This window comes from Streptomyces sp. NBC_00582 (genome assembly GCF_036345155.1).
In the GTDB taxonomy this organism is placed as follows: domain Bacteria; phylum Actinomycetota; class Actinomycetes; order Streptomycetales; family Streptomycetaceae; genus Streptomyces.
The window spans coordinates 1,507,947-1,526,678 of record NZ_CP107772.1 but is presented as its reverse complement, the minus strand read 5'-3'; the positions used below and the strand labels follow the sequence as shown (position 1 = coordinate 1,526,678).

At 72.8% G+C, this 18,732-nt stretch carries 14 protein-coding genes; 10 read left to right on the top strand and 4 right to left on the bottom strand.

The features are described from left to right. Window positions 1-169: 169 nt before the first annotated feature. From OG852_RS06245 to OG852_RS06220, 6 genes are all read left to right on the top strand, one after another. Window positions 170-2,614, top strand: a complete 2,445-nt coding sequence (locus OG852_RS06245; RefSeq protein WP_133915913.1) for a SpoIIE family protein phosphatase — start codon at window positions 170-172, stop codon at window positions 2,612-2,614. 87 nt (window positions 2,615-2,701) lie between these two features. Then, window positions 2,702-2,884, top strand: coding sequence for a hypothetical protein (locus tag OG852_RS06240; protein ID WP_133915914.1), 183 nt, complete (start codon window positions 2,702-2,704; stop codon window positions 2,882-2,884). A 57-nt stretch (window positions 2,885-2,941) separates the two neighbouring features. After that, entirely contained in the window at window positions 2,942-4,009 is a 1,068-nt protein-coding gene (locus tag OG852_RS06235) for a glucose-1-phosphate thymidylyltransferase (protein WP_133915915.1), read from the top strand. Beyond that, window positions 4,006-4,974, top strand: a complete 969-nt coding sequence (gene rfbB / locus OG852_RS06230; RefSeq protein WP_133915916.1) for a dTDP-glucose 4,6-dehydratase — start codon at window positions 4,006-4,008, stop codon at window positions 4,972-4,974. Before OG852_RS06235 ends, rfbB begins: the two co-directional genes overlap by 4 nt. Continuing rightward, window positions 4,971-5,852 carry a dTDP-4-dehydrorhamnose reductase gene (gene rfbD / locus OG852_RS06225; protein ID WP_133915917.1) on the top strand — a complete coding sequence of 294 codons (882 nt, stop codon included), beginning with the start codon at window positions 4,971-4,973 and terminating at the stop codon, window positions 5,850-5,852. The genes rfbB and rfbD overlap by 4 nt, the downstream gene beginning before the upstream one ends. Beyond that, window positions 5,849-6,652 (top strand): class I SAM-dependent methyltransferase, encoded by an 804-nt coding sequence (locus OG852_RS06220; RefSeq protein WP_330347302.1) that lies wholly within the window; start codon window positions 5,849-5,851, stop codon window positions 6,650-6,652. Before rfbD ends, OG852_RS06220 begins: the two co-directional genes overlap by 4 nt. A gap of 408 nt (window positions 6,653-7,060) precedes the next feature. Here the strand turns inward: OG852_RS06220 and OG852_RS06215 are convergent, their stop codons facing one another. Then, window positions 7,061-8,980 (bottom strand): glycosyltransferase family 2 protein, encoded by a 1,920-nt coding sequence (locus OG852_RS06215; protein ID WP_330347301.1) that lies wholly within the window; start codon window positions 8,978-8,980, stop codon window positions 7,061-7,063. 206 nt (window positions 8,981-9,186) lie between these two features. Between OG852_RS06215 and OG852_RS06210 the strand changes: the two genes are divergently transcribed. Beyond that, the gene (locus OG852_RS06210) at window positions 9,187-9,687 is read left to right on the top strand and encodes a metallophosphoesterase family protein (RefSeq protein WP_330347300.1); all 501 of its coding nucleotides are present in this window, start codon (window positions 9,187-9,189) and stop codon (window positions 9,685-9,687) included. Window positions 9,688-9,853: 166 nt separating this feature from the next. Here OG852_RS06210 and OG852_RS06205 read toward each other — a convergent pair whose 3' ends face one another. Then, a complete protein-coding gene (locus tag OG852_RS06205) occupies window positions 9,854-10,990 on the bottom strand; it encodes an XdhC family protein (RefSeq protein WP_330347299.1) in 1,137 nt (378 codons plus the stop codon). Between the two features lie 168 nt (window positions 10,991-11,158). On the opposite strand from OG852_RS06205, the gene OG852_RS06200 reads away from it, so the two are divergent. Continuing rightward, on the top strand, window positions 11,159-13,117 hold the full coding sequence (locus tag OG852_RS06200; RefSeq protein ID WP_133915922.1) for a GTP-binding protein: 1,959 nt from the start codon (window positions 11,159-11,161) through the stop codon (window positions 13,115-13,117). A 113-nt stretch (window positions 13,118-13,230) separates the two neighbouring features. Then, window positions 13,231-15,090 carry a cellulase family glycosylhydrolase gene (locus OG852_RS06195; protein WP_133915923.1) on the top strand — a complete coding sequence of 620 codons (1,860 nt, stop codon included), beginning with the start codon at window positions 13,231-13,233 and terminating at the stop codon, window positions 15,088-15,090. A gap of 64 nt (window positions 15,091-15,154) precedes the next feature. Here the strand turns inward: OG852_RS06195 and OG852_RS06190 are convergent, their stop codons facing one another. Then, on the bottom strand, window positions 15,155-16,399 hold the full coding sequence (locus OG852_RS06190) for a YncE family protein (RefSeq protein ID WP_133915924.1): 1,245 nt from the start codon (window positions 16,397-16,399) through the stop codon (window positions 15,155-15,157). A 188-nt stretch (window positions 16,400-16,587) separates the two neighbouring features. On the opposite strand from OG852_RS06190, the gene OG852_RS06185 reads away from it, so the two are divergent. Beyond that, the gene (locus OG852_RS06185) at window positions 16,588-17,250 is read left to right on the top strand and encodes a TetR/AcrR family transcriptional regulator (protein ID WP_133915925.1); all 663 of its coding nucleotides are present in this window, start codon (window positions 16,588-16,590) and stop codon (window positions 17,248-17,250) included. A 161-nt stretch (window positions 17,251-17,411) separates the two neighbouring features. Here the strand turns inward: OG852_RS06185 and OG852_RS06180 are convergent, their stop codons facing one another. After that, the gene (locus OG852_RS06180; protein WP_133916039.1) at window positions 17,412-18,620 is read right to left on the bottom strand and encodes a glycosyltransferase; all 1,209 of its coding nucleotides are present in this window, start codon (window positions 18,618-18,620) and stop codon (window positions 17,412-17,414) included. Window positions 18,621-18,732 lie beyond the last annotated feature (112 nt).

Genomic DNA, 18,732 nt, shown 5'->3' with positions numbered 1-18,732 from the left:
CCGGCTCCAAATCTGCCCCCAGACGGCCCACGGCGCACGGCGAACGCGCGGCGGGCGGGGCGACGCAGGCGCGGCAGGGCGCGCGGCGCGGGGAAAGCGGTGGCGGCGGGGGTGGTCGTGCGCTCCGGAGGGGCTGCGCGGCGGTCTCATACGCGCTGTAATTGCGGACGTGGCCAGTGAGGGTGCTGCGGGGCGCGGAAGGGGACCCGTGCGTGCCGAAATCGCCCTCAAGACGATCACGGCCGATCCCGCCTCCCCGGAGCGGGTGCGGCGCGTCCTCGAACAGGCGCTCGTCTTCACGGGAGCCTCCCTCGCCGCCGTGTACACCGCCGGCGAGGACGGCGGACCCCTGCGGCTGACCGAGTCGGCGGGCGTGCCCGGGGCCCTGTACGGGCTGCGCGAGAGCTACCCCGCCGACGGGCGCTCCCCGGTCGCCGACGCCCACCGCACCGGACGCCCGGTGTGGCTGGGACCGGAACACCTCGCCGAGGGTGCCCCGGAGTGGCGGATGTCCGTCCGCGACGTCCATCTGGCGGCGCTGCCCGTGCCCGGCGGCCGGGACGGTCCGCTGCTCGCCGTCAGCGACCGCCCCGCCGGCTTCGACGACGACGACCGCGCCTGTCTCGCCCTCGTCGCGGAGGCCCTCGCCGCGCCCGCGCTCCCCACCGCCGACACGGAGGGCGCAGCGGGCGCCGGCTCCTTCGGTCTCGCCATGGACACCGGCCGGGTCGAGGTCGGCGACACCCTGCTGGAGCTGTTCGGCATGGGCCGGGAGGACTTCGACGGCCGGGTGGAGACCCTGCTCGCCCGCACGGTCCCCGAGGACCTGCCCTCGCTGATGTCCGTCGTCGAGGCCGACCACATGTCGATCGGCGAACGCGAACTGGAGTTCCGGGTCCTGCAGCCCGACGCCCCGCCCCGCTGGCTGCGGCTGCGCGGCCGGCTCCTGCCCGGCGGCGAGGACCGGCCGCCCCGGCTCGTCGGCACCGTCGCCGACGCCTCCACCCTGCGCGCCGAGGTCACCGACGTGGCGCGGGTCCAGCGCCTGGCCGCCGCCCTCGCCACCGCCGGCACCGTACGGGACGTCAGCCAGGCCGTCGTCACCGCGCTGCGCGAGCCGCTGCGGGCCGACCGGATCGCGCTCGCCGAGCTGGAGAACGAACGCCTCGTCGTCATCGTCCTCGACCCGCCCGACCCCGAGGCCTGGCCCGAGCTGTGGCGCTCGGAGTGGCGCGGCGAGTGGCCCGACGCGCCCGTGCGCGCCATGCCCACCCTCGCGGCCGCGCTGCGCGGGGGCCGCGCCCGGATCTGGCCCGCCGGCGCCGGTGCACTGGAACCCGCCCTCGCCGAGGTCGGCCCCGGCGGCCTCGCCGTCCTCCCGCTGCCCGCCGCGGGCCGTATGGCGGGCGCCTGTCTCATCGGCTGGGACAGCCCGCACGACTTCGGCCCCGAGGAACGCGCCCTGCTCACCGCCTCCGCCGGGCTCGCCGGACAAGCCCTGCTGCGCGCCCACGCCTTCGACGCCGAGCACGAACTCGTCGGCATGCTCCAGCGCCAGCTCCTTCCGCGCCGGCTGCCCGCGCTCCCCGGCGGGGTCGCCGTCGCCCGCTATCTGCCCGCCACCGCCGGACTGGAGGTCGGCGGCGACTGGTACGACGTGATCCCGCTCCCCGACCACCACGTGGCCCTCGTCATCGGCGACGTCCAGGGCCACAGCGCCGCCGCCGCCACCCTGATGGGCCAGATGCGCACCGCCCTGCGCGCCTACGCAGCAGAGGGCCACCCCCCGGACGTGGTCGTCGCCCACGCCAACCGGCTCCTGACGGAGCTGGAGACCGACCTGTTCGCCACCTGCGCCTACGTCGACATCGACATGGAGTCGGGCACCGGCTGGTGCGTGCGCGCCGGACACCCGCCACCGGTGCTGCGCCACCCGGACGGATCGACCGAGCTCGCCGAGGGCGAGGGCGGTCCCCCGCTCGGCGTACTGGACCGCACCGAGTTCCCGATGACCCCGCTGCGGCTGCTGCCCGGCACGGTCATCGCCCTGACCACGGACGGGCTCGTGGAGTCCGCCGCCCTCGACATCGACACCGGACTGGCCCGGCTCGCCGAGGAACTGTCCGCCTCCGACCCCGCCGACCTGGGCCTCGTCGCCGACGCCCTGCTCGGCGGCGCCCACCGCGCCGACGACGTGGCCCTGCTGCTGATGCGCTACGACGGCATGGCCGTCAAGCCCCTGCGCGAGGGCTGGACCGTGTGGCGGGTGCCGGAGGCGGCCCGGCAGGCCCGCCGCTTCACCCGGCGCACCCTGCGCTCCTGGGGGGTGTCCGGGGACGCCGTGGACACCGTCCTGCTCGTGGTCTCCGAACTCGTCACCAACGCCCTGGTGCACACCGACGGCCGGGTCCGCCTCGACCTCACCCTCGTCAACAACCGGCTGCGGGTCGCCCTCACCGACACCTCGCCCCGTACGCCCGTCAAGCCCAACCTCGGCTGGGAGGCCACCGGTGGCCGCGGCATCCTCCTCGTGGAGGCCGTCTCCGAGGCCTGGGGCACCCTCCCGGTCAGCGGCGGCAAACAGGTCTGGGCCGAGGTGCCCGTCGAGGGCTGACGTGTCCGTACCACCGGTACGGGTACTCGCCCCTCCGTGGTGCCACGGAAGACGCTCCGTGGGCCACCCGAAAGGTGATGAGACCCCGTGACCTCGCACATCGAGGAGAAGACCGCCGTACGCCGGGCGGAGACCGGCTGGGCCCGTGCCCGCCGGCTGCGCCGCGACCTGTGGGCCCTGCGTACGTGCCTGCCCGCCCGCGTCGGCCCCGGCACACCGCCCGGGATGCGCTCCGGCCCGGAATGGAACATCGTCAGGGGTGAGGACTGAACGACACGTAACCCCACGATCCGGGCATCCGGGCGTCCCGGGAGCAGAGGTGAGGCGATGAAGGCTCTCGTGCTGTCCGGCGGTGCCGGTACCCGACTCAGGCCGATCACCCACACCTCGGCCAAACAACTCGTCCCCGTGGCCAACAAGGCCGTGCTCTTCTACGGCCTGGAGTCGATCGCCGCCGCGGGCGTCACCGAGGTGGGGGTGATCGTCGGCGACACGGCCGACGAGATCCGCGAAGCCGTCGGCGACGGCTCCCGCTTCGGGCTCGCCGTCACCTACATCCCGCAGGAGCGGCCCCTCGGCCTCGCCCACGCGGTCATGGTGGCCCGCGACTACCTCGGCGACGACGACTTCGTGATGTACCTCGGCGACAACTTCATCGTCGGCGGCATCACCGACCTCGTCGACGAGTTCCGCCGGACCCGCCCCGACGCCCAGATCCTCCTCACCCGCGTCCCCGACCCGCGCGCCTTCGGCGTCGCCGAGCTCGACGCGGACGGTCAGGTCGTCGGCCTGGAGGAGAAACCCGAACGGCCCAAGAGCGACCTCGCGCTCGTCGGCGTCTACCTCTTCACCCCGGCCATCCACGCCGCCGTACGCGCCATCCGCCCGTCCCGGCGCGGCGAACTGGAGATCACCCACGCCCTCCAGCGGCTCCTCGACGAGGGCGCCGACGTGCGCTCCACGATCATCAAGGGCTACTGGAAGGACACCGGGAACGTCGTCGACATGCTGGAGGTCAACCGGACCGTCCTGGAGGGCCTCGAACCGAGGATCGACGGCGAGGTCGACGAGGCCTCCGAGACCGTCGGCCGCGTGGTCGTCGAGGCGGGCGCCCGGATCGTCAACTCACGGCTCGTCGGACCCGTCGTCATCGGCGCGGGCACCGAGGTCCGCGACTCCTACGTCGGCCCCTTCACCTCCGTCGCGGAGAACTGCCGGATCACCGACAGCGAGCTGGAGTTCTCCATCGTGCTGCGCGACTCCTCCATCGACGGCGTGGGCCGGATCGAGAACTCCCTGATCGGCCGACATGTGGAAGTCACCCCGGCGCCCGGCGTGCCGAGTGCCCACCGTCTCGTCCTCGGCGACCACAGCAAGGTACAGATCCACACATGAACCTCCTCGTCACCGGAGCCGCCGGATTCATCGGCTCCACGTACGTCCGCGGCCTCCTCGCCCGCGACAGCGCCCTCGACGTCACCGTCCTGGACAAGCTCACCTACGCGGGCACCCTCACCAACCTGCCCGTCGGCCACCCCCGCCTGGAGTTCGTGCAGGGCGACGTCTGCGACGCCGACCTCGTCGACAAGCTGACCGCCGGAGCCGACCAGATCGTCCACTTCGCCGCCGAGTCCCACGTGGACCGCTCCATCGAGGGCGCCGCGACGTTCGTCCGCACCAATGTGCTCGGCACCCAGACCCTGCTCGACGCGGCCCTGCGGCACGGCGTCGGACCGTTCGTGCACGTCTCCACCGACGAGGTCTACGGCTCCATCGAGACCGGCTCCTGGCCCGAGAGCCACCCCCTCGGCCCGACCTCGCCGTACTCCGCCTCCAAGGCCTCCTCCGACCTGATCGCCCTCGCCTACCACCGCACCCACGGCCTGGACGTCCGCGTCACCCGCTGCTCCAACAACTACGGCCCCCACCAGTTCCCCGAGAAGGTGATCCCGCTGTTCGTCACCAACCTCCTGGACGGCGAGCGGGTCCCCCTCTACGGCGACGGACGCAACGTGCGCGACTGGCTGCACGTCGAGGACCACTGCCGGGGCGTCGACCTCGTACGGACCCAGGGCCGCCCCGGCGAGGTCTACAACCTCGGCGGCGGCACCGAGCTCAGCAACCGCGAGCTGACCGTCCTGCTGCTGGAGGCCTGCGGCGCCGACTGGGACCGCGTCGACCACGTGCCCGACCGCAAGGGCCACGACCTGCGCTACAGCGTCGACTGGACCAAGGCCCGCACCGAACTGGGCTACCGGCCCCACCACGACTTCGCGAGCGGCCTCGCCGACACCGTCGCCTGGTACCGCAACCACCGCGACTGGTGGGAGCCGCTGAAACGGGGAGCGCACACCGCATGAGATGGCTCGTCACCGGCGCCGGCGGTCTGCTCGGCCGCGACACCGTCGAGGAACTGGCCCGGCGCGGCGAGGACGTGACCGGGCTCGACCACACCGGCCTGGACATCACCCGCCCGGAGCAGGTGGACCGGGCCTTCGCCGCGCACCGCCCCGACCTGGTCGTCAACTGCGCCGCGTACACCGCCGTCGACGACGCCGAGACCGACGAGGCCCGCGCCCTGCGGATCAACGGCGACGGCCCCCGGCTGCTCGCCCGGGCCTGCGCCGCGCACGGCGCCCGCCTGATCCACGTCTCCACCGACTACGTCTTCGCCGGGGACGCCACCACCCCCTACCCCGAGGACCACCCCCCGGCCCCGCGCACCGCCTACGGCCGCACCAAACTCGCCGGCGAGCGGGCCGTTCTCACCGCGCTCCCGGACGCCTCGGTCGTCCTGCGCACGGCCTGGCTCTACGGCGTCCACGGCCCCAGCTTCGTGCGCACCATGCTCGGTCTGGAGGCCCGCCGGGACACCCTCGACGTGGTCGACGACCAGCGCGGCCAGCCGACCTGGAGCGCCGACGTCGCCACCCGCATCGCCGACCTGGGCCCGCGCACCGGCCGTACCGCCACCGGGATCCTGCACGCCACCGCCGCGGGCGAGGCGAGCTGGTACGAGCTGACCCGCGAGATCTTCCGGCGGATCGACGCCGACCCCGACCGGGTGCGCCCCACCACCAGCGACGCCTTCCCCCGGCCCGCCCCGCGCCCCGCCTACAGCGTGCTGGGCCACGCCCGCTGGTCCGAGACCGGCCTTCCTCCCCTGCGGGACTGGCGCGCCGCCCTGCACGAAGCACTGCCGCTCATCCGCAAGGAGACCCAAGGAGTCCGTTCGTGAAACGCCATGAGTTCCTGCGGGAACTGCACAAGGTCACCGCCAACCGCAACTACCTGGAGATCGGGGTCAACGACGGCCGCAGCCTGCGTCTGTCCCGTGTTCCCAGCATCGCCGTCGACCCCGCGTTCAAGGTGACCTGCGAGATCCGCTGCGACGTCCATCTGGTGCAGGCCACCAGCGACGACTTCTTCGCCCGCGACAACCCGCTCCAGCACCTCAAGGGCGGCCGGCACCCCTGGCGCAACCTGCGGCGCGGCCGCCGGCCCCTCGGCCACTGGCGGCGCACCACCCTCGACCTCTCCTTCATCGACGGCATGCACCTGTTCGAGTACGCGCTGCGCGACTTCATCAACGTCGAGCGGCACTCCGACTGGTCGAGTGTGATCGTGTTCGACGACATGCTGCCGCGCAGCGTCGACGAGGCGGCCCGCGACCGCCACACCACCGCCTGGACCGGCGACGTCTTCAAGGTCACCGAGATCCTGAACCGGTACCGCCCCGACCTCGTCACGGTCCTCGTCGACACCCGGCCCACCGGTCAGCTCGTCGTCTTCGGCGCCGACCCGCGCAGCCGGGTCCTGAGCCGGAAGTACGACGAGATCCTCGCCGAGTACGACGTGCCCGACCCGCAGAAGGTCCCCGAGAGCGTCCTGGACCGCGTTCGCGCGATCCCCCCGGAGACCCTGCTGGAGGCCGGCTTCTGGCGCCCCCTGACCCGAGCCCGCAACCGGGGCCTCCCCCGAGCCAAGGGCTGGGACGCACTGCGCGCCACCCTCGGCCACCTCACACCCGACGCCTGACCCAACGCCCCTGCAACTTCGGGGGCGCGGGCGAACTACGCGTGGTTTTCCAGGACAGCGCCTGCCTTGTCAGGGTCGCGGGGAACTGCGCGACCAAGCCACGACGCATCCGCACCCGAACAACCGCCTTAGCGCCCCGAAAGGGGCGCGGGGAACGGCGCGACCGAGCCACGACGCATCCGCACCCGAACAACCGCCTCAGCGCCCCGAAAGGGGCGCGGGGAACGGCGCGACCAGGCCACGACGCATCCGCACCCGAACAACCGCCTCAGGGCCCCGAAGGGGGCGCGGGGAACGGCGCGACCAAGCCACCACGCAGCCGCACCCGAACAACCGCCTCAGCGCCCCGTAAGGGGCGCGGGGAACGGCGCGACCAAGCCACCACGCAGCCGCACCCGAACAACCGCCTCAGCGCCCCCCGCCCCGCACCACACGACCAAGCACCCGGTGCACAAGCCGCCGCACCCGCCGCCCCAGCCGCCGCAGCCCCCCGGGCCGCGGCGCCGGCACGACCCGCACCCCGTCCGCCCCGACCCGCAGCGCCACCGCCAGGGGATGGAACCGCGCGTCCGGCCCGTCCGGCGTGAGGCACAGCGCCATGCGCCAGGTGCGCCCGCCGAGGTCGGCGACCGGCACCCCGGCCTCCAGCCGCCCCCCGGGCAACAGCACCGCGGGCACGTCGTGGGATCCCGGCCCGCTCAGCCGCAGCAGCGCCCCCGTGCGGACGGGCACATACAGCGGCAGGTCCACACCGATCCGCTCCCCGGCGACCGAGACGTCCCCGGGCACCAGCCGGCCGAGGCCCAGCCGCCTGCCCGCGCGGCCGACGTCCAGGGCGAGACTGGCGTGCCGGTCGGTCCAGTACGGCAGGATCACCCGTCCCGCCACGACTCCGGCCGGCGGGGCGGGACGGTCGTGGCGGGGCGCCGGGCCCAGCCGCAGCTCCTTCGTCCAGCCGCCGAGCCCGACCCGCACATACGCGTCCCACAGCCCGTCGCCCGGCAGCACCGCCCGGTCCGCGGGGTCGACGGTCGCCGTCCCCCGCAGCACCAGCCGCACCCGGCTGCCGTCCCCGGCCGGAACCGTCTCCCGGACCACCTCCACCGGATGGAAGTACTGCGCCGCGCTGGCCCGGTCGCGCAGCAGCAGGTCGGGCCGGGCCCTGCCGAACCGGCCGACCGTGTCCTCGCCGAGCCACCGCACCGCCTCCCCGACGTCCCTCGGCGGCCACTGCGGGGAGCCCCCGGCGGCCGGGAACGTCATCGGTCCGCCGTCGTGCGTCAGCTCGGCGGCGAACGCCAGCCGCAGCACCCCGTCCTCCCAGCGGACGTCCTCCGGGTCGACGGTGAGCGCCACCCCGGCCTCCCACTCGGCGAACGCGACGACGTCGTCGTAACGCCCGTCCGCCACCAGTGCGGCCACCACCCGCTGGGTGGGCTGCAGCGGTGCCGCGACGCCCGGGCCGAAGCGCTCCACGACCACCGCGTGGATCTCCGCGAAGAGCTCCTTGCGGTAGGCCTCGGGCAGGTTCAGGAATTTCCGGCCGCGCAGCCGCTCCACCATCTCCACACGGAGCCAGCGCCGGAAGAGCCGGTCGCGCAGGGGGCCCGGCTCGGTGTACTTCTCGACGACGTCGAGGGCCTCACGGAGGTTCTTGAAGTACCCGGCCGGGTCGAAGCGCTGGAAACCCGCGTTCGCGTCGTCGTCGCGGCGTACGTGGTAATAGCAGACGTAGTCGGAGAGCACCGACACGTTGTCCGCGCGCAGATAGGCCTCGGTGACGAAGACATGGTCCTCCAGGCGCCGCCGCCCCTCCGGGAAGCGCAGCCCGGTGCGCTCCAGGAACGCCCGGCGGACCATCTTGTGCGGGGTCAGGCTGTCGATCAGCGGCGCGTTCTCGACGCTCGCCTTCGGCCGGTTCACCCGGAACAGCTCCACCGGCACCCCGCGGCCCCGGCCGACCATCTTCCCGACGACGACATCGGCGTCGTGGGCGACCCCGTACGCGTACATCCGCTCCAGGGCCTCGTCGCCGAGGTGGTCGTCGTTGTCGACGAACATGACGTACTCGCCCCGGGCGGCGTCGATGCCGACGTTGCGGGGCTTGCCCGACCAGCCGGAGTTCTCCTGGTGGATGACCCGCACCCGGGGGTCCTCGGCGGCGAGCGCGTCGAGACGCGCCGGGGTGGCGTCGGTGGAGCCGTCGTCCACGAAGATCACTTCGTACGCGTCGGGCGGCAGTGACTGCCGGAGCAGCGACGCGACACAGTCCTCGATGTAGGGACCGGGGTTGTAGACGGGGACGATGACGCTGACCTTGACCGGCATCGGGCTCCTGGCCCCCTCTGGATCTGTGCCGCAGGGCGGTTGGCGCGTGGCCCGATGCTAACTCCGCCGCCGCTCGGTCACCTGTCCTGTTCCCCGAGCGTTCATGAGCCGTTGCCCGCCGTTGCGGGGTACGGGGGCCGTGGAGCCGACTTCCGGCCTTGGTCCGGTCGGGGGAAGCGGCGCCCGCACGCGCGTAGCCTGGCCCCGTGCGACTGCTGCTGATGTCCGACACCCACCTCCCCCGGCGCGCCAAGGCGCTCCCGGAGCCGCTGCTCGACGAGCTGCCCGAGGCGGACGTCGTCGTGCACGCGGGGGACTGGGTCGACACGGCCACCCTCGACCTGTTGCAGGCCCGCAGCCGACGGCTGATCGGGGTGTACGGCAACAACGACGGCCCCGCACTGCGCGCGCGGCTGCCCGAGGTGGCCCGCGCCGACCTGGGCGGGCTGCGCTTCGGCGTGGTCCACGAGACCGGCCCCGCCCAGGGCCGCGAGGCCCGCTGCGCCGCCCGCTTCCCCGACCTCGACGTCCTCGTCTTCGGCCACAGCCACATCCCCTGGGACAGCACCGCACCCGGCGGACTGCGGCTGCTCAACCCGGGCTCCCCGACCGACCGCCGCCGCCAGCCGCACTGCACCTACCTCACGCTCTCGGTGGCCGACGGCCGGCTCACGGACGTCGTCCTGCACCGGCTGCCGCCCCGCTGAACCCCGGTGACGCGAAAACCGGGCCGCGCCCGGCCGATACGGTCCGGGGCGGCCCGGCTGCTGCGAGTCTGCTGTGCTTCACGGACCTCCTTCCGTGGCGGGGATGGATGAAGGTGCGACTACCCAGCCCCCGCCGGTCCCACACACCCGGATTGTCATAAATTCATCAGATTTTTGGGGGTGGTCGATGGTCGGAGGGCGGCCGTGCCCGGTCGTGGATCGCGCCCACCGTTCCCGTCAGCGGAGCGCCCGTGCCGCCCCAGCGCAGCGCGACGATCTCGGCGGCCACCGACACCGCGACCTCCTCGGGCGTCCGGGCGCCGAGGTCCAGCCCCACGGGTGAGCGCAGCCGGGCCAGCTCCCGTTCGTCCAGCCCCGCCTCCACGAGCCGCCGGCGCCGGTCGTCGTGGGTGCGCCGGCTGCCCATCGCCCCGATGTAGGCGGCCGGCCGGCGCAGCGCCTCCTCGAGAAGCGGCACGTCGAACTTCGGATCGTGGGTGAGGACGCAGATCACCGTGCGTCCGTCGGTCTCGGTGCCCCGCAGATAGCGGTGCGGCCAGTCCACGACCACCTCGACGCCCTCCGGGAAACGGCTCGGCGTCGCGAACACCGGGCGGGCGTCGCACACCGTGACCCGGTAGCCCAGGAAGTCCCCGAGGCGGGCGACGGCCGCCGCGTAGTCGATCGCCCCGAACACCAGCATGCGCGGCGGCGGCGCGAAGGAGTGCAGGAACACCGCGACCGCGTCCTCGCGCCGTTGTCCGCTCGGCCCGTAGTGCCGCAGCCCGGTGGCGCCGAGGGCGAGTTCCCCGCGCGCGTCGGCCGTGACCGCCACGTCCAGGCCCTCCGCGCCGAGCGAACCCGAGACACGGTCCGGCCAGACCGCGAGGGCCGCGCCGCGCGGGGCGGGGCCGTCGGTCACCGTCGCCAGGGTCACCGGCTCGCCCGCGGCGACCGAGGCGGCGAGCGCGCCGAAGGCGGGATCCAGCGCGGGCGTCACGGGCCGTACCAGCACGGTGAGCTCCCCGCCGCAGGTCAGCCCGACCGCGAACGCGTCGGCGTCGCTGTATCCGAACGTCTCCAGGCGGGCCCGCCCGCTCGCCACGACCTCCTGGGCGAGCTCGAACACCGCGCCCTCCACACACCCCCCGGACACACTGCCGACGACCTCGTCGTCCGGCCCCACCGCCATCGCCGCCCCGGGGGCGCGCGGCGCGCTGCGGCTGACCGCGACCACGGTGGCCAGCCCGAACGGCACACCGGCGCCGAACCACCCGCTCAGCACCGGCATAATCTCGCGCACGTGTGAACGTTAATCCGTTGCCGTCCCGCCCGCCGCTCTGGTGCACTGCGCGGGTCACGGTCCCCGCAGATCGCGGGTACCGACCCGAAAGATCAGGAGCAGAGATGCGCACCGCGTTCATGTCCCTCCCGGAAGGAACGACCCCCACTCCAAAGGACATGACCGCTCGTGCATCTGCTCAACCTCGGGATCCTCGCCCACGTCGACGCCGGTAAGACCAGCCTCACCGAGCGGCTGCTGCACTCCGCCGGGATCATCGACGAGATCGGCAGCGTCGACGCCGGCAGCACCCGGACCGACACGCTCGCGCTGGAGCGGCAGCGCGGCATCACCATCAAGTCCGCCGTCGTCTCGTTCCCGGTCGACGACGTCACCGTCAACCTCATCGACACCCCCGGTCACCCCGACTTCATCGCCGAGGTGGAGCGGGTCCTCGGCGTGCTCGACGGGGCCGTCCTCGTCGTGTCGGCCGTCGAGGGCGTCCAGGCGCAGACCAGGATCCTCATGCGCACCCTGCGCCGCCTCGGCATCCCCACGCTGGTCTTCGTCAACAAGATCGACCGGCGGGGCGCCCGCGACACCGGTCTGCTGAGGGAACTCACCGAGCGGCTGGCGGTGCCCGTGGTCCCCATGGGGACCGTGAGCGGGATCGGGACGCGCGAGGCCTCCTTCGATCCGGCCCCCGTGCCGGCGGACGTCCTCACGGAGCTCGACGACGACCTCCTCGCCGCGTACGTCGACGGCACCCTCACCCCCGGACGGATCCATGCCGCCCTCGTCGACGGGACCGGCCGCACCCTGGTCCACCCGGTGTACTTCGGCTCCGCCGCGACCGGCGCCGGGGTGCCCGAACTCGTCGCCGGCATCAAGGAGTTGCTGCCGGGTGCCGAGGGAGACCCCGAGGGGCCGCTCTCCGGATCGGTCTTCAAGGTGGAGCGCGGCCCGGCCGGGGAGAAGATCGCCTACGCCCGGCTCTTCTCCGGCACCCTGCGCACCCGCGACCGCGTCCCGTACGCGGAGACCGCGGGCAAGGTCACCGCGATCGGCGTCTTCGACCACGGCACCGACGTGCGTGAGGAGACGGTCGCGGCGGGCCGGATCGCCCGGCTGTGGGGACTCACGGACGTCCGCGTCGGCGACAGCCTCGGCGCACCGCACCGGGAGTACGGCCGGGTGTTCGCCCCTCCGACCCTGGAGACGGTCGTCGTGCCCGGCCCGGGCGCCGACCGCCGCTCGCTGCACCTCGCCCTCACCCAACTGGCCGAACAGGACCCGCTGATCGCCCTGCGCCACGACGAGGTCCGGCAGGAGACCTCCGTGTCGTTGTACGGCGAGGTGCAGAAGGAGGTGATCCAGGCGACCCTGGCCGACGACTACGGCCTCCCTGTCACCTTCCGCGAGACGACGCCCCTGTGCGTGGAACGCCCGGCCGGGACCGGGGCGGCCGCCGAGTTCATCAAGAAGGACGCCAACCCGTTCCTCGCCACCGTCGGCCTGCGCGTCGACCCGGCCCCGCCCGGCGCAGGGGTCACCTTCGCCCTGGAGGTGGAGCTGGGCGCGATGCCGTACGCCTTCTTCAAGGCGGTCGAGGACACCGTCCGCGCCACCCTCGGCGAGGGCCTGCACGGCTGGCAGGTCACCGATTGCGCGGTCACCATGACCCACTCCGGCTACTGGCCCCGCCAGAGCCACGCCCACCAGGGTTTCGACAAGAGCATGTCCAGCACCGGGTACGACTTCCGGGGGCTGACCCCGCTGGTCCTGGTCGAGGCGCTGCGCCGGGCGGGCACCCAGGTGTACGAGCCCATGCACCGCTTCCGGCTCCGGGCACCGGCGGACACCCTGGGCGCCCTGCTGCCGGTGCTCGCCGCGCTGCGGGCCGTACCGGACGCGACGGACGTGCGGGACGGGTGGTGCCTGCTGGAGGGAGCCGTGCCGGCCGCCCGGGTGCACGGCCTGGAGCAGCGCGTTCCAGGGCTGACCCGGGGCGAGGGCGAGTGGGAGAGCGCTTTCGACCACTACGCGCCCGTGGTCCACGGGGTGGTCCCGGAGCGGCCGCGCACCGACCTCAACCCGCTCGACAGGAAGGAGTACCTCCTGAACGTGTCCGGCCGCACGGGTGCGTGAGGTGGGCGATGGACGCCCGGGGCGAAGGACCCCCCAAGAGGTGAACGATGTTCAACCTTACTCGTGAGTCAGATGTATTGACGGTGTCCGGAAAGCGCCCGACTGTAGTGGACATGCCGAATGTCCGGGCACGTCTGCTCGCTGTTCTGGTTGTCCTCTGCGGACTCTGCGGTTTCCTGACGGCGGCGGGCACGCCCGCCGCCGCGGCCACCGTCCCCGATTCCCTCTCGTTCGACGGCACGGCGCTCACCGTGTCGAACGGCCGCTTCCTCGACGGAAACGGCCGTGAGGTCGTACTGCGCGGCTACAACGTCTCCGGCGAGACGAAACTCGACGAGAACAAGGGCCTGCCGTTCGCCTCGGTCGCCGACGCCAAGAAGTCGGCGACCGCCCTGCGCGCCCTCGGCGGCGGCAACGCCGTCCGCTTCCTGCTCTCCTGGGCCTACGCCGAACCGGTGAAGGGCCAGGTCGACACCGCGTACCTGGCCTCCGCCACCGCCCAGATGCAGGCCTTCCTCGACGCGGGCATCCGGGTCTACCCCGACTTCCACCAGGACCTGTACTCCCGCTACCTGTTCAACTCGGGAAGCTGGTACACCGGCGACGGCGCCCCCGCCTGGGCGGTGGCGCTCGGCAACTACCCCGCCGAGTCCTGCGGCATCTGCTTCACATGGGGCCAGAACATCACCCAGAACAGCGCGGTGACGAAGGCCCAGTACGACTTCTGGCACAACGCCTACGGCCTCCAGGACTACTTCCTGGCCACCGCCCAGAAGACCATGGCGTACATCAAGGCCAACCTCACCGCCGAGGAGTTCACCGGAGTCGTCGGCTTCGACCCCTACAACGAGCCCTACGCCGGCACCTACGACTCCGGCCAGGCCAGCCGCACCTGGGAACGCGACCTGCTGTGGCCCTTCTACGTCAAGTTCCGCGCCCGGATGGACGCGGCCGGCTGGACGGACAAACCCGCCTTCGTCGAGCCGAACCTCTTCTGGAACGGCAACGTCAGCAAGGAGGAGGGCGGCCTCCTCGACGCGGGCACGATCGGGTCCCGGTACGTCTTCAACACCCACTTCTACGACCAGAAGGCCATCTCCGGGATCCTGATGTGGGGCAACGCCGCGGACGGCCAGTACGTCGGCGACTTCGGCACCGTCCGTGACCGGGCGTCGGCGCTCGGGACGACGGCCGTCGTCAGCGAGTTCGGCCATCCCCTGAACGGCAGCACCGCCGGCAAGGCGCCCACCGTCCTGAAGGCGATGTACCAGGCCCTGGACAGCCGGGTGAAGGGTGCCAACTGGTGGACCACCCCCGCCACTTCGGGGCCGGTGCTCTCCGGTTCCCAATGGCAGTGGGACATCTACAACGGCCGGCACCACGAGCTGATGAACGGCAACGCGAGCAAGGTGCAGACCTCCGGCGACGGCTGGAACGACGAGGACCTCTCCGCCGTACGCCTCGACGACAGCGGTGTGGCGACGCTCCGTCAGGACGCCCGGCTGCTCGACCGGGTCTACCCGAGCGCCACCTCCGGCTCCACGGTCGCCTTCACCTACGAGGACCGCTCCCGCGACGGCTCCACCACGCTCACCTGGAACCCGGTCCCGAGCAGTCTGCCGAACGTGGCCTCGCTCGTCGGCTCGGGCCAGTACAGCGTGCTGGTGTGGCGGTCCAACGGCGGGACCGCGCCCACGGAGCTGCATCTGCCCGCCTCCTTCCCGACCGCGTCCACCACGGTCGTCTCCGACCTCGGCACGGTGTACGGCCCGCCGGCGTACACCTCATCGACGAAGATCGCCGCCGCCGCGGAGCCGGGCGGTACGGGCAGCCGCCGACTGCTGCTCGGCACCACCGACTCCGGCGTCCTGCACTACGCGCTGGTCACCAACGGCGCGACCTCGCCGTCCGCGACCCTGCTGGCCGCGGCCCGCAGCGAACTCGCGGCGTGGGTGGCGTCGAAGATCGGATAGGGGCGGCACGAACGCGGAAGGGGGGCGGGCGCCCGGCGCCCACCCCCCTTCCGTCTGTGCTCCGTCAGCTTCCGGTGCCCGTCCAGTCGGCCGCGACATGACCGAGCCGCACCCGCTGCGGGTGGTCGCCCACCGGGATCGACAGGACCTTCTGGCCGGTGGCGAAGTCGATCGCGGTGACCTGGTCGGCGCCGCTCTCGGAGATCACACAGTCCTTGCCGTCGCCGCTGACCGTGGCCCAGTACGGCTTGGACGCGGTGACCAGCGGGCCCTCCTGGAGGGTGCTGCGGTTCACGACCGTCGCGTAGTCGTCCATGGTGCCCGCGACGCACAGCTTGCTGCCGTCCGGGCTCATCGACAGACCGTGGTGGCGGGAGTCGTTGACGTACGTGGTGCGGTCGTCGCTCGTCGCGGGGTTCTTCGGCAGGGTCTTGGTGCGGGTGATCCTGTCACTGGCGAGGTCGTACTCGAAGAACCCGTTGAAGAACGACACCTGGAAGTAGAGCTTGGACTCGTCCGGCGAGAACACCGCCGGGCGGACCGCGTCCGAGTAGTCCGTGAGGCCGATCGCGTCCAGCTTCTGGCGCATGTCGATGATCTTGACCTGCTTGTAGGTGGTCGCGTCGACCACCGTGATGCGCCGGTCGCCCTTCGTCCAGTCCAGCCACGGCGCGTCGAGATCGGTGTTCACATCGCCGATCGCCATGTTGTAGATGTACTTGCCGTCCTTGGTGAAGATGTTCTCGTGCGGCTTGTCGCCGGTGGCGAACGACCCCACCTGCTTGCCCGTGTTGATGTCCAGCACATGCACGGTGTTGGCGGTCGAGGCGGAGACCGCGACACGGGTGCCGTCGGGCGAGACGGCCATGTGGTCGGAGCGGTAACCGGACACCGGGAAGCGCCAGTTGATGGCACCGGTGGACAGGTTGATGGAGACCACGTCGGCGAAGCTGGGCCGCGAGACCACCACCGACTTCCCGTCCGGCGTGGAGTACATGTCGTCCACGAACTGGTCGTGGCCCTCGCCGACGCCGTTGCGGATGGCCGTGAAGTAGATCCACTTGATGGGGTCGGCGTTGATCTCCGCCATCCGCGCGTCCTTGTCGGGGATCACATTGATCCGGCCGACCTTCGCGAAGTCACCGGTGGACTTGATGACGTCCGCGGTGCCCTCCCAGTTGTTGCCGACGAACAGCACCTCGCGCAGTGCGGCGCCGGACGCGGCCTGGGCCGTGGTCGCGGGGGCGGTGACGGACAGGACGAGGGCGGCGGCTACGGCACAGAGGTGCGCGGGTCTGAAGGCGGCCATGAGTGCTCACTCCTCCGGAGTGGGGAAACGGGTGGGGCGGGCTGAGCGGCTCGACGCAGCACGAATCTGAACACGGCTGCGTTCAGACTGTACTTACTGGAAAGTAAGGAAGGGGTGCCCTTCGCCACAAGACTCTGTGCACGACAAAATTGGCCATGGGGGAGCACGGAGCGACTCGGGAGGGTGCGGTGACGGGCAGGCTCAGGGCGCCGACCGGGCGGTACGGCGGAAAGACCGCGGCCGAGCGGCAGGCCGAGCGGCGCGGGAGGTTCCTGGAGGCCGCGCTGCGGCTGTTCGGGGACACGCCCGGCTACCGCGGCACGACGGTCGCGGCCCTCAGTGAGGCCGCCGGACTGTCGACCCGCCAGTTCTACGAGGAGTTCCGCACCCTCGAGGACGTCCTCGCCGCCCTCCATCTCCAGGTCAACGACTGGGCGGAGGAGGCGGTGGTGGCCGCCTTCGCCGCGGCGCAGGGCCTGCCGCTGGCCGAACGGGTCACGGCGATCTTCCGCGCCTACGCCGGCAATGTCACCTCGGACCCGCGCCGCATCCGCATCACCTTCGTCGAGATCGTCGGGGTCAGCCCCCGCCTGGAGGAACAGCGCCTCGCCCGCCGCTCCCGCTGGATCGACCTGATCCGCGCGGAGGCCACGGCCGCGGCCGCCCGCGGGGAGGCGGCCCCGCGCGACTACGGCCTCGCCTCCACGGCCTTCATCGGCAGCGTCAACGGCCTCCTCCACGACTGGACCGCCGGCTGGGTCGACGCCACCCTGGACGAGGTGGTCGACGAACTGGTCCGCCAACTCCTGGGCATACTGCGCCCACCGGGCTGGACACCGGAGACGAGCTAGCGCTGCTTCCGCCGGGTGCGGGGTGGGCGGCGGTCGTGCTGTCGCCTGAGTGGAGGGTGCCGCCGTCGGCCGGGGGATCGTCCATCCGGTGCCGGTCGCGCCGTTGCCGGAGCCGGGGAAGCCGCTGTCGGCGGGTGGGCGTCCCGCCTCGGTCGGTGTTCTCACGCCAGCCGGGCCACCGCCTCCACCGCTCGGCCCGATCCGTCCTCCGCGCGTACCCGGGTGCCCAACTCCCTCGCCCGGGCGGTGTACCGGGGCTCGCCGGTGGCCTGGGTGAGGGCTGTCGCCAGGGCTTCGGCGGTCAGGTGGCGCAGGGGGACCGTCCGGGGAGCCACCCCCGCCGTGACCAGGCGTTCGGCCCAGAAGCCCTCGTCGAACTGGATCGGGACCGGTACGGCCGGGACGCCCGCGCGGACGCCGGCCGCCGTGGTGCCCGCGCCGCAGTGGTGGACCACCGCGGCCGTCTCCGGGAAGAGCAGGGAGTGCGGCACCTCGTCGACGGTCAGGATGTCGTCACCGTCGGCCGCGAGCCCGGCCCAGCCGCGCTGGATCACCCCGCGCAGCCCGGCCAGCCGCAGCGCCCGTACGATCTCGCCGCTCAGCCGGTGGGGATCGGGCACCGTCGCGCTGCCCAGGCCGACGAAGACCGGAGGCGGCCCCGCGTCCAGGAACTCCCTGAGGACGGAAGGCAGTTGCCGGTCGGTGTCGTACGGCCACCAGTAGCCGGTGATGTCGAGTCCCGGCCGCCAGTCCCGGGGCCGCGGCACCATCAGCGGGCTGAAACCGTGCAGGACCGGGCCGCGCCGACAGGATCGCGGACCCTTGGCCGGCAGGCCGAGACGCGCGCGGACCGAGGGCAGGACCGGGGCGAAGACCCGGTCGACGGCCAGTTCGACGCCGTGCCCGGCGAGACGGTTGGCGAGGGCGCCCCAGGATCCGCCACCGAGCATGGGCGGCGCGAACTCCCGGGTGGCTGCGATGGGCTGGAGGTGGAGACCGAGGCTCGGCAGGGACAGTCCCTCGGCGATGGTGTGCGCCAGGGGCGCGAGCGGCGCCGCCGCCAGCAGGGCGTCGGCGGAGTGCGCGGCGGCCAGCAGGTCGTCGGTCAGCTCGCCGACCACCGCCCGCGCCAGCCGGACCGCCCGTAGCAGCTTCCCCGGCCCGCTGGCGCTGTGGTGCAGCCCCCGGCCGCGCTCCGATTCCAGTTCCGCCCGAGGATCGACCGGGAGCGGATGGAAGCCCACCCCCGAGCCTGCCACCAGCGGCTCGAACCGCTCATGGGTGACCAGGGTGACCTCGTGACCCGCGCGCACCAGCGCGTGCCCCAGACCGGTGAAGGGGGCGACGTCGCCCCGGGAGCCCGCCGTCATGATCGCCACTCGCACGACGGACAGTATGGCGGCGTCCGGCGCGCGCAGGGTCAACGACCCGTCGGAAGCGGCCACTTCGTTGCTGAGACCGGTCACATCACTTCTGTCCCAG